Genomic DNA, 14723 nt, shown 5'->3' on the forward strand with positions numbered 1-14723 from the left:
TCCGTCAGAACCGCCAGATCAGCGGCACGACGAAGACCGCGATGACGAAGAACCATAAGAGAAGGGGCAATCCCAGCTTCCAGTAATCGCCGAAAACATAGCCGCCGGGGCCCATCACCATCAGGTTCGTGGGCGTCGCGATGGGGGTCAGGAAAGCCCCCGCGGCGGCGACCGCGGTGCTCATCAGCACGGGACGCGGCGAGATCCCCATGCTGGTCGCAGCCGCGGCCCCGATCGGGATCACGATCAGGGCGGTCGCGGTGTTGCTGATCAACTGACCGAGGACTGCGGTGAGCACGAAGAGGCCGGCCAGGAGCGCGTAGGGACCGGCGCCGCCCACGAGGCCGACCAGACCTTCCGCCAGCAACCGGGCCGCCCCGGTCTCCACCATCGCGGTCGACAGCGGCATCAGCGCCCCGACCAGGATCACGGTCGTCCAGTCGACCGCCCGATAGGCCTGCTCGAGGGTCATGATCCGGGACAGGGTGATGGCGCCGGCGGCGAGGAGGCCCGCGACGGCGGGCGGCACGAGGCCGGTCGCGAGGAGGATGACCATGCAGATGAGCACGGCAATCGCCTGGTAGGCTCCCGGCCCAAGCGGCACCGCCTGGCGCCGCACCAGCTCGGGTGAGTTCACCACCAGCACGTCCGGGTCGCTGAGGTGAAGATCGAGCGCCTTCCAGGTCCCCTGGAGCAGCATGCTGTCCCCGGGATGCAGGGCCACACCCTGTCCGGACTTTTGGCCGCCCGTGCCGACCTCCGAGCCCGCCCGTTGCACGGCAAGGACCACGAGGTCGCCGCTGTCGGTGACCATGCCCGGGAAAACCGCCTGGCCGACAAGCCCGGACCGCGGCGGGATCACCACCTCGGCCAGACCGGACCTGCGGTTGAACAGCGTGTCCTCGCCCTGACCCGATGCGACGTCCTCGCGAAACGCGAGGTGCATCCGCGCCGCGAGAGAGGCGGCCGCCTCCGCGCCTGCCCGGATGAGGATGAGGTCTCCCTCCGAAACGGATCGGCGAAGCGGAGAGGGTCCGTCTCCGTCCTGAACCGAGATGAGTTGCACGTCTGCGAAGCGGGACAAGTCCAGCTCCGACGGAGAAAGGCCGATCAACGGCGAGGTGGCGCGCACACGGAGCCGGACGATGCCGTCGGCGAGCCCATACTGCTCCACCAGCGTCTTTGCATGACGACTGAGATCGGCCGGCATCTTGGCGCCGTTGCGTTGCGGCAGAAGGCGCTCGCCGAAGAGAACGATGATCGCCATGGTGCCGATCAGAAGGGGAAAGCCCACGAGGGTGAATTCGAAGAAGGCGAACTCGCCCACTCCGGCCTCCGATGCGGCCTCCGAGACGAGGACGTTCACCGGCGTGCCGGTGAGAGCAAGCATCGATCCCGCATGGGCCGAGAAGACGAGGGGCATCAGGAGCTGCGAGGATTTCCTCTTGAGGCGCACGGCCATGACCACAACAACCGGAAGCAGGGCGGCAACCGCACCGTTGACGCTGATCATGGCCGTGAGCAGAGCCACGAGGCTCATGGTGAGGAGCAGAAGACGCGTCCGGCTCTCCTGTCCCGCTCCCTGGATCAGGAGCTGACCGGCCCAGGCCGTCACGCCGGTGGCTTCCAGAGCCGCACTGACGACGAACAGGCAGGCGATGAAGATGACCGCAGGATCGCCGAACCCGCCGAGCGCCTGCTCCAGGGTCAGGACATGCGTGGCCCAGAGCCCCAGCGCGGTCGCCATCGCGACGACGACGACCGGCAGCTTGTTCCAGATGAACAGGACGACGGCTGCGGCGATGATGACGGCGATATAGGTGATCGGGCTCAATCGCTCACTCATCCTCGATCGTGGCCAACAGCAGCGCGAGACGGCAGCCGGTCGCGAATTCCGGCAGGTTCACGTATTCCTTGATGGTGTGGATCTCCGCCTGGCCGGCCCCGATGGTGACGGTCGGGACACCGTGCTTGTCGAGCCAGTTGGCATCCAGACCGCCGTTCGAGAACAGGTAGTTGGGCTTGAGGCCGAGCATGGTCATGGCCCGGGTCGCGCGCCGCACCACCGGCGTGGTCTCATCCAGGTTGAAGGGGGGATAGGATGGCGTATGGGTGAAGGTCATATCTGCCATTTCGCCTTGATCGTCCTTCACCGCTTCCCGACCCTTCCGGAAAGCCTGTTCAAATCCCTGCGCGATGGCCGCTGCGAATGCGGATGTGGGGCTTCGGGCCTCTCCCCTGATGAAAGCGTAGTCGGTCACGACGTTCGTCGCGTCCCCGGCGGCCTTGCCGTCCTTTCCGCCGAAGATCCCAACATTGCTCGTTCCCGTGCCGTCGCTCTTTGCGACCTTGCCGAACCACCCCTCCCGTTGCGCTTCCGCAAGCCCGATGGCGCCGACGAGAGTCGCCGAGATGCCCTTCTCGGGCGCGACGCCCGCATGCGAGGCCTTGCCCCGGATCTCGACCTCCCAGTTCTCCTGGCCGACCGCGCCGACGATCAGATCGTTCGGATCCTGGCCATCGACGTTGATGCACATCACCGCGCCGCCGAGATCGGCCGGGTCGAGTTCGCGCGCGCCGTGCAGGCCGCTTTCCTCCCGCACCGTGAAGAGAAGCGTGATGGGCGGGTGCGCCAGGCCGTGCTTCAGAAGGGTCTCGGCCAGGATGACGAGAATGGCGCATCCGGTGCGGTTGTCGCCGCCGAGGGCCGTCGTGCCGTCTCCGACGATGCGGTCGCCTTCGCGTCGCGGCTTGGCGCCCGCACAGAGCGGCACCGTATCGAGATGGGTCGCGAACAGAAGCCGCGGTCCCGGTCGGGTGCCGGGCAGATCGACGATCAGGTTCCCCGTTTCCGTCGGGATCGGAATACGCTTGTGCGCGTCATCGAAGCGGATCGCGGAGGCGGGAACGCCGGCCGTCTTCAGCGCCTCGGACACGGCCGCGGCGATTTGGCCTTCCTGCCCGGTCACGCCCTCCACCGAGAGGAACCGCATCAGGTGAGCTTCGGCGGCGGCGGCATCGAGGGGGAGGGCAAAGCTGTCCATCGTCTCATTCCGTTGCTTGCGGTTGCCCGGCAGGTTCACAGCCCCCAGGGGAGCCCGAACATCTTCCAGAGGGCGAAAAGGGCCGTCCAAAGAACGAACATCCACACCACATAAGGGAGCATCAGCGACACGATGGTGCCGACACCCGCCGTCCGGTCGTATCTCTGGGCGAATCCCACGACCAGGGCGAAATACGCGTTCAGGGGCGTGATCGCGTTCATCGGCGAGTCGCCGACCCGATAGGCGGCGAGCACCGCCTCCGGCTCGACCCCGAGCTTCATGAGCAAGGGCACGAAGACCGGGGCGAAGATCGCCCATTTGGCGATGGCGCCGGTCAGCAGCAGGTCGATGATCGCCACCACGACGATGAAGCCGAGCAGCAGCGGCAGCGCGCCGATGTTGGCCGCCTGCAACGCGCCCGACAGGCTGAGCGCCATCACGGTGCCCATGTTGGTATAGGTGAAGTAGGCGACGAACTGGCTCAGGACGAAGAACAGGAAGATCGTGCCGCCGAGGCTCTTCACCGCCTTCTCGATAGCGGCGATCACCTCGGGCAGCGTCCTGAGAGTCCCGGCGCCGATGCCATAGGTCCACCCGGTCACGAGGAACATGAGCATGATCAGCGCGATCAGCCCGTTCATGAACGGCGAGTTGCCGATGAGTTCCCGCGTGTCGGGGTTGCGCAGCGGGGCGCCCGGCGGAAGGGTCAGGAGGCAGAAGACGGCGATCAGCGCGATGAGCCCGATGCCCGCGAAGCGTAGGCCCCGCGAGTCCTGCTCCGACAATTCGGCGGCCTGCTCGGTCGTCGTTCCCTCGGCGGCCAGCCTGGGATCGTAGGTTCCCAGCCGGGGCGCGATCACGCGGTCGGTGATGAAGGCCACCACGACGGTGAGGAACAGCACCGAGGCGAACGAAAACCAGACATTCGAGGCGAGCCCGATGGAACGGTTGGGATCGACCAGATGAGCCGCGTCGTTGGTGAACTCGACGAGCACCGCGTCGAGCGGCTTGATCAGCATGTTGACGGTAAAAGCGCCCGCCACGGCGGCGAAGCCCAGGGCGAGCCCGGCCAGGGGATGGCGCCCCACGGCCAGATAGGCGACGCCCGCGAGCGGGATCAGGACCAGATAGCCCGCATCGGCCGCGATGCTGGCGATGATGCCGACGAAGGACAGGATGTAGGTCAGCGCCCAGGCCGGCGACACGATGACGAGCTTGCGGATCAACGCGGTCACCAGGCCGGATTCCTCGGCCACGCCCGCGCCGATCATCGCGACGATCATGAGTCCGACCGCCGTGAAGCCCATGAAATTCGGGATCAAGGATGCGTAGATGAAGCGGATGCCGTCCGCGGTCAGAAGGCTGCGGATCTCCGTGGTGGCCGTCTCGACCTGGTGCGTGTCGGGGTTGATGCGCTCGAAGGAGACGGCCGCCCCGAACAGGCTGAGCACGGCTGAGAGAACGACCACGACGCCGATGAGGATCAGGAAGATCACGACCGGATGGGGAACCATGTTCCCCACGCGCTCGACGCCGTCGAGAAACCGCTGCATCGTGGTCTTCGGCGCGATTTCCGTGCTGGTTGTCATTTCTCGCCCTTGAGCTAGAGGGCCCCACGACAGGAGGCACGACACGCAGCTGTGCACTGACCGGGCTAAAGCATTGGACGTGTCATCGACCTCACGCCCGACGCTTCAAGCTTTAGCTTTAGAGCATCTTTTCACGCAAAACCGGTTCCCACTTTTGCGCTCGATGCTTCAAGCTTTTGTTGTGGAGCATCTTTCCACGCAAAACCGGTTCCCACTTTTGCGCTCGATGCTCTAGGTGTCCAGCAATGAGCGGAACTGGCGACACTCAATCCGCAGGCTCGTGGCAATCGTTCTCGAGATCCGACACGGAGACATGGACCCTGGAGACATGGACTCTGAAGACTTGGGCTCTATCGAGCAAAATGCCCGTTCTTCAGGTCACCCGGGGAGGGATTATGGTCTCTTTCCAACATGGTGACAAGCAATAAATCCTTGGATTCTCGATGCGAGCGGCCGGCTTCGCCATCTGCCATGAACCCGGCAGCAGGGTTCCTCGACGAGATGGCAGGCTTTCCGGTCCCGGCCTCAGCCGTGCATCGACATTCGGCCGTCGAGAATGCGGGAACACCTCGCAATCCCTGCGGCGCACGCGTTCCCGATGTCTCGCGATTTGCTCCTGCCGCGGACTGCCGGTATCCTGTTGCGCGATCTTGCGCGAGCGGGCGCTCCGCAAGCTCCGGCGAGCGCCGGCGAGCGCCGGCGAGCGGCTTCGGATTGCAGACCGGTCCGATGGCGCCGGCCCGCGATTATGGCGGGGCTCATCGCCATGGCTGCCATGGACCGGGAGGGACGACGTGGATCAACCTCATGTTCCCGTGGACGAGACCCGTCGTGGCCCCTCTCGCATCGAGTCGACGAACTGGGCCCTGATGACGATGACGACCCTGATCGTCCTCGGGGCGATCTACGTGGCCGAGGCCGTCATCGCACCGGTGGCCTTCGCGCTGTTCCTGATCGCGATCATGTGGCCGTTGCAGGCCCGGCTCCAGGCCTTCGTTCCGCGTCTCGTCGCCCTGGCGATCAGCGTCCTGTTGCTGGTGACTGCGTTCAGCGGCTTTGCCTCGCTGGTGGTCTGGGCCTTCAGCCGGGTCGGACGCTGGATCCTCCTCAATCTGGGCCGCTTCCAGGCGATCTACAATCAGATGACGGCATGGCTCGAGGAGCAGGGGATCGTCGTGGCGAGCCTCTGGGCGGATCACTTCAACATCAGCTGGATCGTGGGTCTCATGCAGAAGTTCACGGGCCAGGTCAACACGACCCTGAGCTTCTGGCTCATCGTCCTCGTATACGTGATTATCGGGCTGCTCGAAGTCGAAGGAACGGCGCGGAAGATCGGAACTTTGCCGGATCAACGGGTGTCACGGGTCCTGCTCGCGGGCGGCGCGGAAGCGGCCGTGAAGATCCGCCGCTACATGGTGGTGCGAACCGTGATGAGCGCTCTGACCGGCGCGCTCGTCTGGCTCTTCGCGGAGCTCTTCGGATTGCCGCTCGCCCAGGAGTGGGGGGTGATTGCCTTCACGTTGAACTACATCCCTTTCATCGGGCCGTTCATCGCGACCCTGTTCCCCACGTTGCTCGCGATGGTGCAGTTCGATACCTGGCAGGCCGTCATCACGGTCTTCGCGTGCCTGAACGTGATTCAGTTCGTGGTTGGAAGCTATATCGAGCCTCGCCTCTCCGGAAGCGTGCTCGCCATGTCGCCGTTCGTCGTGCTGTTCTCGATCTTCCTCTGGACGTTCCTGTGGGGCCTGCCGGGGACGTTCATCGGGCTTCCGATCACGATTGCCGTTCTCACCTTCTGTGCTCAGGATCCGGCGACGCGGTGGCTGGCGGTTCAGCTCGGGCCACCGGACGAGGCGGATGAACCGCTCCCCGATCGTCCCCATCGGAAAACGTGACTTCGACCCGTTCGGGCCTGGCGAGCTGAAGCCCGCCATCGACCATCGCGAGGGTATGGACCAGGAAGGAGGCGCTCTCGACCGGCGCCCCCTGCATGACCTGCGACGACGCGGAGACGATCCGGACGCTCGCGCATTGTCCGATCCACTCCGTGTGACGATGACCATGGACCACCACGAGGCGCCGGGCGAAGGGCCGAAGCTGTCGGACGAACCACGATCCGTTGATGAGGGCCGTGCCGATGCGCTCCGAGAACGCCCGCGCCGGCGTGGGATATTCGACCACGTGATGATGAAGGGCGACGATCCAGCCGGCGCGGGGATAAAGCTCCATGGCGGCCGCCAGATCCTGCGCTTGCAGCGCCGACATGATCCCGAGGGCATTCGTGAAGGAGAAGTGGGTCTGGGCGTTCGAGTTGAGAAGCGCCACGCCGATGCCTTCCTCCGTTGTCGGCGGGACGATCAGGGGAAATGCATCGTCCCATATCCGAGCCAGTCGCAGGGACCGGCGGAGCCCTCCTGTCTCGGCAAAGGCCTGGATGTCGTTCCTGTACGGGGCAAGTCTCTCCGAAAGAGTGCGACCCAGGCGCCCCGCCTCGGAATCGAAGCAGAAGACCCTGCCTCCGTGCAGGGCTTCGAGCGCCGAGAGGGTCCTGAGTTGGCGCAGGCGCTTGCCAGGACTGGTCGGCAGCTCGAGCCGGGCCGGATTCGCGCGGTCGACCACGTTCACGTCATGGTTCCCGGGCAGGATCAGGATGCGTTCGGCCAGATCGGGATAGGCGGCGACCGCGTCGATGAACTCCGCCCACTCGGCCGACCGGCCGGCATCGGTCATGTCGCCGGTGATCAGGACCAGATCGACCGGATCGTGCCTGTGGAGCGAGGCGAGGCGATCGACGACACGGTGCATTCTTGCGTTGCCCTGCGGCCCGGTCCTCCCGCTTTCGATCCGGAACCCATAGCGCTCTCCGACCGCATGGAGGTCGGACAGGTGCGCGATCCGCCATGTCCGGACGCCGGACGGGATCTCGGCGAAGGTCATGAGGTCGGCCGGCCGGCCCAGGGCACCATCGGCCGCCGCCCAGACGAGGGCCGCTCCCATGACATAGCATCCGACGATGACCACCGCGTTGGCGAGAGCGGGACCGATCAGCTGGAGCGGCGCGAAAACGTCGCCCGCATGGCCGATCCAGCGCGACGCGGGCCAGGCAAGCAGGACGGACCAGAGCGACAGTCCGCTCAGCAGCAGGCCTCCGCCCAGGGCCGCGGCAGCGTAGAGCCGCGTGCGCTGCCGCGGTTTGAGGCCGGGAGCGAGCCTGCCGCCGATATGGCGCAGGCCTTCCCGGAACAGAGCATAGACCGGCTGTACGGCCAGTGCATTGAGCGACCAGAAGCTTTGCTCGGCGGCGCGCAGCACGGGCCTGCCGCCGACCCAGGCGAGCGCCACGAGGCCTCCGACGATCAGCAGCGACCAGAACCCTGCCAGCGCGGTCGCGAGCTGCCGGGATATGGTGTTGGCCCATCCCAGGATCACCAGCGGGGCAAGCCCGAGGAGAACCGCCGGAAGGCCGATCAGCATGATCCAGGCCGCAAAAAGCTTGGGGAGGCTGATTTCGGCGAGAAGGCGACCGCCGATCGCGATCAGCGACCGGCTCTTGGGGCTCGCGACGTCATCCTCGATGTCGCCGCCGCGCGGGTCGATGAGAAAGGGAATGCCGGGATCGACGGTCGTCTCCCGCATCGTCCCTGTCTCCTGCCCGGACGGTGACTTGCTCATCATGGCCGATTCCGGTCGTTGCTCGAAAGTGCGAAACCCAGGGGCGCTCATCCGGTCGGGTCTCCTCGGGTCCGGTGACCCGATGCCGTCGGCGCATCGTCGCGGCCTTCGGGGCGCTCCAGGACAATGACACGATCCGAGCCCCGGGGCACGCCTGGGGACCGGACATCACCGGGGCAGGGTGTCCTTGTAGAGCCGTCCGTCCTTCATGATGACGAGGAAGTTCCTGGCCGGGTCGGCGACCAGGTCGAGGTTGTCGAGCGGATTGCCGTCGACGAGCAGCAGGTCGGCCAGCGCTCCCTCTTCCACGACCCCGAGCTTGCCCGGATAGGGATTGCGCAGTCCGGACAGGTCGAGGAGTTCGGCGTTCGTCGACGTCGCCATGGTGAGCGCCTCGGCCGGCGTGTACCAGCGGGCGAGCGTCGCGAGCATGGCCCCCTGGCGTTCGGCCAGTTCCTGCGAGAAAAGGACGTCGGTCCCGAAAGCGGTCTTGATGTGGTACGCCTTCGCCAGCGCATAGACCCTCTCGGTTCCCGCCAGAACCTGCTTCTTCTTCGCCTGCTCGGCCGGCCCCAGAGCGTCGGCGCCGCCGAGGTCGAGGAACGGCTGCGTGCTCAGCCAGATTCCTTTCTCGGCCATCAGCCGGGCCGTGGCGTCGTCCATCAGGTGCCCGTGCTCGATGCAGCGGACGCCCGCCGCGATCGACCGCTGGATCGACGCGGGCGTGTAAGCGTGGGTGCAGACGTAGGTTCCCCAGTTCTCGGCGGCCTCGACCGCAGCACGAAGCTCCGGCTCGGTGAAGGTGGAAACGTCGAGCGGGCTGAACGGGGAGGCCACCCCGCCGCCGGCGGTCAGCTTGATCTGGGACGCACCCTGCATGAGCTGCTCCCGCGCCCGCAGGCGCACCTCGTCCGGGCTGTCGGCGATCATGCTGCCGCCAAGCTGCTCGACGCGCGCGAGCATCCCGCCGATGGTCCTCGGCAGATCGGACAGCGGCCGAAAGTCGCCATGGCCGCCCGTGATCGTGATGATGGCGCCGGAGGGATAGATGCGCGGGCCCGGCAGCAGGCCTTCGTCGATGGCGCGCTTGAGGTCGAAGGCTGGGCCGCCCATGTCCCGGACCGTGGTGAAACCGCGCATCAGCGTCGCCGTCGCCTCGACGCCCGCCAGCAGGTTCGAATAGCCGATCCCGCTCGAGAGGAGCGTCACGGGCGTCGGGCGCACCAACATCGCGTGCCAATGCATGTCGATCAGCCCCGGCATCAGCACGCGCCCGTTTCCGGGAATCACCTGGACGGCGGTGTCCGGCGGGATGTCGATCGGGGCGGTTGAGACCCGCGCGATGACATTGCCCTTCACCAGAACATGGCTGGGCGGCGACAGCATGGGGCTCCTGCCGTCGAAGATCCGTACATTCTCGATGAGAGTCGCCGCAGGGCCCGGCGGGGTCGCCGGGGGCCGCTCGGCCGCATCGCCCGGACCTGGCGCGATGCACAGGAGCGCCGCCGTCGCGAGCCGCCGGAAGGATCGGGGGACCGCGCTGGCGGTCGCCGGGAAGACAGACATTGCGTTCCCCTGTTCTCGCACGCCCCGACCTCGCCGCGGCAACCGGCCGGGTCTGCGACACCATACGGCGCTCCCCATGCGACGGCGGGCGCAGTGGGGTCTCTCGCGGAGTCTCTCGCGGGCTCTCCCGGTGGGCTGCTCCGCCCGGAGCTTAGCCCGTCTCACACCCGCGGACCATCGGGAAAACCCCGAGCGCGACAGGGGAAATGCCCAAGCCGGGCCCGGTTCGATTCCGGTCCGGACGGGGTGTTGTCGCCGAGGCGTGTTCCCGTGCTCCACACGGCTCCACGCGAAGGCTCGCCGCCCGGTCCCCGGCGCGGTGCGCCGGGCCGGTTGTTCCGTGAGGATCCGTTCATCGGTCTCGCCGAGATCCATGGCGCGACACGCGCAATGCCGGCGGGGGCGAGCCCGCGGTCCGGGAGGCTGCGATCAGTGCTTGGAGTCCGACCGGGCCTCGACGATCTCGCTCACGGCCCATTTGGTCGATTGCGGTGTCGCGCCTCCCTTGGGCTTCTCCTTCTTCGGCTTCTTGGATTCCCGATTCCCGTGCTGCTCCCGGTGTGCCATGACAAACTCCTCCCTGCAGGAATGTCGCGACGGATCGCACGCCGGCATGATAGCACACCTGCATCGCCACGGGCCTGTCGACGCGACGGTTCCGACGGTCCCGTCAGGACGGGCGCCGTGGGCGCAAAAGGATAGCCGTGCCGGATTGCCCAGGCTTGGCCTTGATTCAGCCCCGGAGCAGACACGATCGGCTTCTGCGATAGGGCTCCGGTCGAACCCGGACCCGAACGCCAGGATCGAAGCGCGAAGATCGAAGCCCCAGGATCAAAGCCCGAGGATCAAAGCCCGAGGATCAAAGCCCATGTCGCGGGACGAACTCTTTCCCCTGAGCCATTTCTCCCCCCGGCTGCAATCGGTGATCTGCGGCGAGTTCGCCGGCCGCTGCCCGAGCCTCGGGGAGGTGGCGGCGATCCCGGATGCGCGCTGGCTGTCCACCCCGGCGATCGGTCCGGCCCTGCTGCGCAAGATCCGGGCGGTTGGGCGGTGCGAGGAGCAGCCGGCCGGGCCGCTCAGCGATGCCGAGCTGCTCGCGCGTCTGGCGGCCCTGCAGGAGGAACTGCGGCTGCTCCAGCAGGCGGTGCGCAGCGCGATCCCGGCCCGCGTCGGGCATCCGCACCGGCCGCGCCTGACCGTCGGGCACGGCCCGCGCGAGCGCCGGCCCGTCGGACGAGCGCCGGCCGATCACGGCTGGTCCACGAACGCACCCTGAGCCGCCGGGGAGCCATTCTGTCGACGACAGCCGGGCAGCCGCGCCTCGATCCGCATCGTCCGGGTGTTGCGCTGCGACGCTTGCCGGACGGCGGCCGAAAGGCCATACAGGATTAACATGGGTCAAAGACAGGCGCTCACCCGCCTGTATGGTGGGCGATCAAAAGCGCCGACCTGCGGCTCAGGGCTATGCCATAAGATCCTACAGCCCGACAAACAGGGAACACGATGTTGCCTGCACCATTCCCCGCCAATCACAGTCCGATCATTCGCAAGCTGGAGAGCATCTTTCCGCTGACGGACGATGAGCGGCAGGCCCTTCTCGAACTGCCGATCCAGGTGACGGCCATCAAGGAGGATCAAGACGTGGTGCGCGAGGGCGACCGCCCGTCGCGATCCTTCGCGATCCTGAGCGGCATGACCTGCACCAGCAAGGTGATGGGAGACGGCAAGCGCCAGATCGTCGCCTTCGGCGTCCCCGGGGACATGCCCGACATCCAGAGCCTGCACCTGAAGGTGCTGGACATCAGCGTGACGACGCTCACGCCGTGCAGCCTCGGCTTCATCACCCACGAGGCCTTATGGGATCTCTGCCTGCGCTCTCCCAGGATTGCGGCTGCGTTCTGGCGCGAGACCCTGGTGGAGGGGGCGGCCTTCCGGGAATGGATCCTCAATGTCGGGCGCCGTGAAGCCTATCCGCGCATGGCCCATATCCTGTGCGAGCTGCTGGTGCGCCTGCACGCGGTCGGGCTGGCCGAGGATCATTCCTGCGATCTGCCGATCACCCAGGTCGAGTTCGCCGATGCGCTCGGCATCACGGCCGTCCACGTCAACCGGGTGTTCCAGCAGATGCGGGCGGACGGCCTGATCGAGACCCGGGGCACCCGGTTGATCGTTCCCGACTGGGAGAGGTTGAAGGAAGTCGGGGATTTCGACGAGACCTACCTTCACCTCCTCACGACTGGCGGAGCCGCGGCATGACCCTCACCCTTCAGCCGGTGCGCGTCGCGACGGGAGCTGAAGAGGAGGGCATGCTGGTCTTCGACCGTGACCAGCGGCTCCTGGCCGTCCTGGTCCATCTTTCGCCCGAGAACCCGGTTGCGCCCGGGCATTGGTTCCTGGAGGCGGGCTTCGACCGGCTGGACGGTCTCAACCATCCCACCTTCGCCGATCTGGATGCCGCTAAGCGGTGGATCCTCGGGCATGGCGGGCCCACGAAGGAGGGATGAGAAAGCGATGCCGCGGTTCTACTTCCATCTGAAGGGCGATCCGGAGGGCGTCAGCCCGGATGAGAGCGGCGTGGTCCTTCCCGATGCGGACGCTGCCTACCTGGAAGCCTTCCGGGCCGCCGGCGACATGGCGCAGGAATGGCTGCGCGAAGGCCGCAATCCGAGACGTTACGCCTTCGAGATCGTCGATGCCGCGGGAGACCTGATCCTGGAGCTGCCGTTTTCCGAGGTTCTCGACCGTCAGGCCGGACGACGGGCCATGAGGCCGTCCCAAGGCGTCAGGACCGCCAGGGAGCAGGGCGAGCGGATGATGCGCCTGACCGCCGACGTGACCCAGCAGGTGAGAACGGCTCAGGAGAATCTTCGCCGGTCACAAGAGCTGCTGCGCCGCCTCGGCAAGAACGCGAACCGGTAATCTCCGCCCGCGCAATCCGCAGGCCGCCTCTCTCGAGCATCGGACGTGAAAAGCGGACCCAGGTTTGGGTCCGATGTTCCACTCTTTGAAGAGCGCATCGTTCGGGACGCAGCTGCGTGCGCGGAGAACAGGCTTGACGGATCAAGCCGAGTTGACCCAAATATAATACACTATAAAAATAGATATACCCCAATTATGGAATAGGCATGGGCGACCTGCTTGTCAGTCTTTACGCTCCCGCTGTCGAAGCCCTGGGCCGGCGAACGGCACGAACGGATGTGACGATCCGGCCGGTTCTCGCCCCCGAGCGGCACGTGGTCCTGTCCTGGGTCGAGCGCCATTTCAGCCAGAACTGGGCGAGCGAGGCGGCGGTCGCCATCGGGCGCCAGCCTTCCTCCTGCCTGATCGCCTTGAGCAACGGCGAGCTCGTCGGCTTCGCGTGCTACGACGCGATCGCGCGCGGCTTCTTCGGGCCCACCGGCGTTGCGGAGGCCTCGCGGGGGCAGGGGATCGGCGCCGCGTTGCTGCACCGGACGCTCCAGGCCATGAAGGACATGGGCTACGCCTATGCCATCATCGGCGATCCCGGCCCGGCCCGGTTCTATATCGACGCGGTCGGCGCCGTCGAGATCGCGGTCGCAGGCAAAGGGATCTACGCCGACATGCTGCGAACGCCGAAGCCGGCGGTTCTTGCATAAACCCAGCCCCTCTCGACTGCCCTTCACTCATACCCCGCAGAGCCCGATGTCCCAAAACGTGCCGCTCGCCCTCTTCGTGGGCATCCCGAACCCGGTTCTCGATGCCGACGAGGTCGCGCTGTTCCGCGAAACGAATCCCTACGGTCTCTTCGTGGGACGCCGGAACCTGAAGACGCCCGATCAGGTCAAATCCCTGGTGGCCCAGTTCCGCGAGGCTGTGGGACGCGACGATGCGCCGGTCTTCACGGACCAAGAGGGCGGCCGCGTGCAGCATCTCGATGCCGGCCCGTGGCCGACGTTCCGTTCCTTCCGCGACTTCTCGCGCCTGGCCGACCATGACATGGATCTCGCCAAGCACGCCCTGCGCCTCTCGTCGCACGCCATGGGGGCCATGATGACGGAACTCGGACTGGCGAGCGGATGCACGCCGGTCCTCGATCTCGTCTTCGACACGACGAGCGCCGTGATCGGAGCGCGCTCCTTCGGTCCCGATCCCGAGCGTGTGGCCGCGCTCGGCCGCGTCGTGGTCGACAGCCTCCTGGAAGTCGGCAACCTGCCCGTCATGAAGCACATTCCCGGCCACGGGCGGGCGACGACCGACAGCCACAAGGAGCGGCCGGTGGTGCGCGAGAGCCGGGAGGTCCTGACCGCGACGGATTTCAAGCCTTTCCTCGCGCTGATCGACACCCCATGGGCCATGGTGTCCCACGTGGTCTATTCCGCCTATGACGCGGAGCTGCCGGCCTCGGTCTCGCCCGTCATCTGCAACGATGTGATCCGCGGCGAGCTCGGCTACCGGGGCGTGCTCATCTCCGACTGCCTGTTCATGGAATCCCTGCGCGGGCCTCTGCCCGAGCGCGTGCGCCAGACGCTCGACGCCGGATGCGACATCGCCCTGCACAGCCATGGAACCACGGCGGAGAGCCTTGCCGCGGCAAGAGCCGCCCGGCCGCTGTCGCATCAGACCCGGGAGAGGATCGAGGCCGGACAGCGGCGTCTCGGCTCCCTCAAGGTCGATGTCCGGCAGCTGCATGCGGAGGTCGAGGACATCTTCGCCCGGCTCGCTTAAGCGAATTGCCCGCGTGGGCTCGAACGTTCAAAAAAACTAGGACGGCAAAGCTAACTGGCAGGCCTGCTGTTCGAGAGCCGCCAGGTAAGCGGCGGGATCATGCCGGAAACGGGTGCGCAGGGTTCGTGCGTGGCGGCCTCTCTCCAGACGTTGGCGCAAGCTC

General features: G+C 66.5%; 13 protein-coding genes. 7 read left to right on the forward strand and 6 right to left on the reverse strand.

The annotated features are described in order from the left end of the window. Window positions 1-4 precede the first annotated feature (4 nt). The 3 genes from OCW50_RS25795 to OCW50_RS25805 are packed head-to-tail and all read right to left on the reverse strand — an operon-like array spanning window position 5 to window position 4633. Window positions 5-1834: an SLC13 family permease gene (locus OCW50_RS25795; RefSeq protein ID WP_262299539.1), complete on the reverse strand. Its 1830-nt coding sequence runs from the start codon at window positions 1832-1834 to the stop codon at window positions 5-7. Window positions 1835-1838: 4 nt separating this feature from the next. After that, window positions 1839-3044, reverse strand: a complete 1206-nt coding sequence (locus tag OCW50_RS25800; RefSeq protein ID WP_262299529.1) for a M20/M25/M40 family metallo-hydrolase — start codon at window positions 3042-3044, stop codon at window positions 1839-1841. A 35-nt stretch (window positions 3045-3079) separates the two neighbouring features. Beyond that, window positions 3080-4633: an AbgT family transporter gene (locus tag OCW50_RS25805; protein WP_262299530.1), complete on the reverse strand. Its 1554-nt coding sequence runs from the start codon at window positions 4631-4633 to the stop codon at window positions 3080-3082. Window positions 4634-5502: 869 nt separating this feature from the next. Here OCW50_RS25805 and OCW50_RS25810 point away from each other — a divergent pair. After that, window positions 5503-6531, forward strand: coding sequence for an AI-2E family transporter (locus tag OCW50_RS25810; protein WP_262299540.1), 1029 nt, complete (start codon window positions 5503-5505; stop codon window positions 6529-6531). Here OCW50_RS25810 and OCW50_RS25815 read toward each other — a convergent pair. The 3 genes from OCW50_RS25815 to OCW50_RS25825 all read right to left on the reverse strand — a co-directional run bounded on the left by OCW50_RS25815 (window position 6425) and on the right by OCW50_RS25825 (window position 10441). Next, window positions 6425-8272 (reverse strand): metallophosphoesterase family protein, encoded by a 1848-nt coding sequence (locus OCW50_RS25815; protein ID WP_262299531.1) that lies wholly within the window; start codon window positions 8270-8272, stop codon window positions 6425-6427. The genes OCW50_RS25810 and OCW50_RS25815 overlap by 107 nt on opposite strands. A 204-nt stretch (window positions 8273-8476) precedes the next feature. Next, the gene (locus OCW50_RS25820) at window positions 8477-9874 is read right to left on the reverse strand and encodes a metal-dependent hydrolase family protein (RefSeq protein ID WP_262299532.1); all 1398 of its coding nucleotides are present in this window, start codon (window positions 9872-9874) and stop codon (window positions 8477-8479) included. Between the two features lie 429 nt (window positions 9875-10303). After that, window positions 10304-10441, reverse strand: coding sequence for a hypothetical protein (locus tag OCW50_RS25825; protein ID WP_262273181.1), 138 nt, complete (start codon window positions 10439-10441; stop codon window positions 10304-10306). Between the two features lie 301 nt (window positions 10442-10742). Between OCW50_RS25825 and OCW50_RS25830 the strand changes: the two genes are divergently transcribed. From OCW50_RS25830 to OCW50_RS25855, 6 genes are all read left to right on the forward strand, one after another. Beyond that, window positions 10743-11150, forward strand: coding sequence for a hypothetical protein (locus OCW50_RS25830; protein ID WP_262299533.1), 408 nt, complete (start codon window positions 10743-10745; stop codon window positions 11148-11150). A 227-nt stretch (window positions 11151-11377) separates the two neighbouring features. Next, window positions 11378-12130: a Crp/Fnr family transcriptional regulator gene (locus OCW50_RS25835; protein ID WP_262299534.1), complete on the forward strand. Its 753-nt coding sequence runs from the start codon at window positions 11378-11380 to the stop codon at window positions 12128-12130. Next, window positions 12127-12378 carry a hypothetical protein gene (locus OCW50_RS25840; protein ID WP_262299535.1) on the forward strand — a complete coding sequence of 84 codons (252 nt, stop codon included), beginning with the start codon at window positions 12127-12129 and terminating at the stop codon, window positions 12376-12378. The genes OCW50_RS25835 and OCW50_RS25840 overlap by 4 nt, the downstream gene beginning before the upstream one ends. 7 nt (window positions 12379-12385) lie before the next feature. Continuing rightward, on the forward strand, window positions 12386-12793 hold the full coding sequence (locus OCW50_RS25845; RefSeq protein WP_262273177.1) for a DUF6894 family protein: 408 nt from the start codon (window positions 12386-12388) through the stop codon (window positions 12791-12793). A gap of 206 nt (window positions 12794-12999) precedes the next feature. Beyond that, complete coding sequence (locus tag OCW50_RS25850) at window positions 13000-13491, forward strand: GNAT family N-acetyltransferase (protein ID WP_262299536.1); 492 nt, start codon at window positions 13000-13002, stop codon at window positions 13489-13491. Between the two features lie 46 nt (window positions 13492-13537). Beyond that, window positions 13538-14560, forward strand: coding sequence for a glycoside hydrolase family 3 N-terminal domain-containing protein (locus tag OCW50_RS25855; protein WP_262299537.1), 1023 nt, complete (start codon window positions 13538-13540; stop codon window positions 14558-14560). Window positions 14561-14723: the final 163 nt, after the last annotated feature.

The organism is Microvirga sesbaniae, from assembly GCF_025460805.1.
In the GTDB taxonomy this organism is placed as follows: domain Bacteria; phylum Pseudomonadota; class Alphaproteobacteria; order Rhizobiales; family Beijerinckiaceae; genus Microvirga; species Microvirga sesbaniae.

What these genes read in the sequence shown, in the direction of transcription:
- OCW50_RS25800 (WP_262299529.1), bottom strand. Translation starts at nt 3,044, where the DNA reads ATGGACAGCTTTGCCCTCCCCCTCGATGCCGCCGCCGCCGAAGCTCAC.
- OCW50_RS25805 (WP_262299530.1), bottom strand. Translation starts at nt 4,633, where the DNA reads ATGACAACCAGCACGGAAATCGCGCCGAAGACCACGATGCAGCGGTTT.
- OCW50_RS25810 (WP_262299540.1), top strand. Translation starts at nt 5,503, where the DNA reads ATGACGATGACGACCCTGATCGTCCTCGGGGCGATCTACGTGGCCGAG.
- OCW50_RS25815 (WP_262299531.1), bottom strand. Translation starts at nt 8,272, where the DNA reads ATGCGGGAGACGACCGTCGATCCCGGCATTCCCTTTCTCATCGACCCG.
- OCW50_RS25820 (WP_262299532.1), bottom strand. Translation starts at nt 9,874, where the DNA reads ATGTCTGTCTTCCCGGCGACCGCCAGCGCGGTCCCCCGATCCTTCCGG.
- OCW50_RS25825 (WP_262273181.1), bottom strand. Translation starts at nt 10,441, where the DNA reads ATGGCACACCGGGAGCAGCACGGGAATCGGGAATCCAAGAAGCCGAAG.
- OCW50_RS25830 (WP_262299533.1), top strand. Translation starts at nt 10,743, where the DNA reads ATGTCGCGGGACGAACTCTTTCCCCTGAGCCATTTCTCCCCCCGGCTG.
- OCW50_RS25835 (WP_262299534.1), top strand. Translation starts at nt 11,378, where the DNA reads ATGTTGCCTGCACCATTCCCCGCCAATCACAGTCCGATCATTCGCAAG.
- OCW50_RS25840 (WP_262299535.1), top strand. Translation starts at nt 12,127, where the DNA reads ATGACCCTCACCCTTCAGCCGGTGCGCGTCGCGACGGGAGCTGAAGAG.
- OCW50_RS25845 (WP_262273177.1), top strand. Translation starts at nt 12,386, where the DNA reads ATGCCGCGGTTCTACTTCCATCTGAAGGGCGATCCGGAGGGCGTCAGC.
- OCW50_RS25850 (WP_262299536.1), top strand. Translation starts at nt 13,000, where the DNA reads ATGGGCGACCTGCTTGTCAGTCTTTACGCTCCCGCTGTCGAAGCCCTG.
- OCW50_RS25855 (WP_262299537.1), top strand. Translation starts at nt 13,538, where the DNA reads ATGTCCCAAAACGTGCCGCTCGCCCTCTTCGTGGGCATCCCGAACCCG.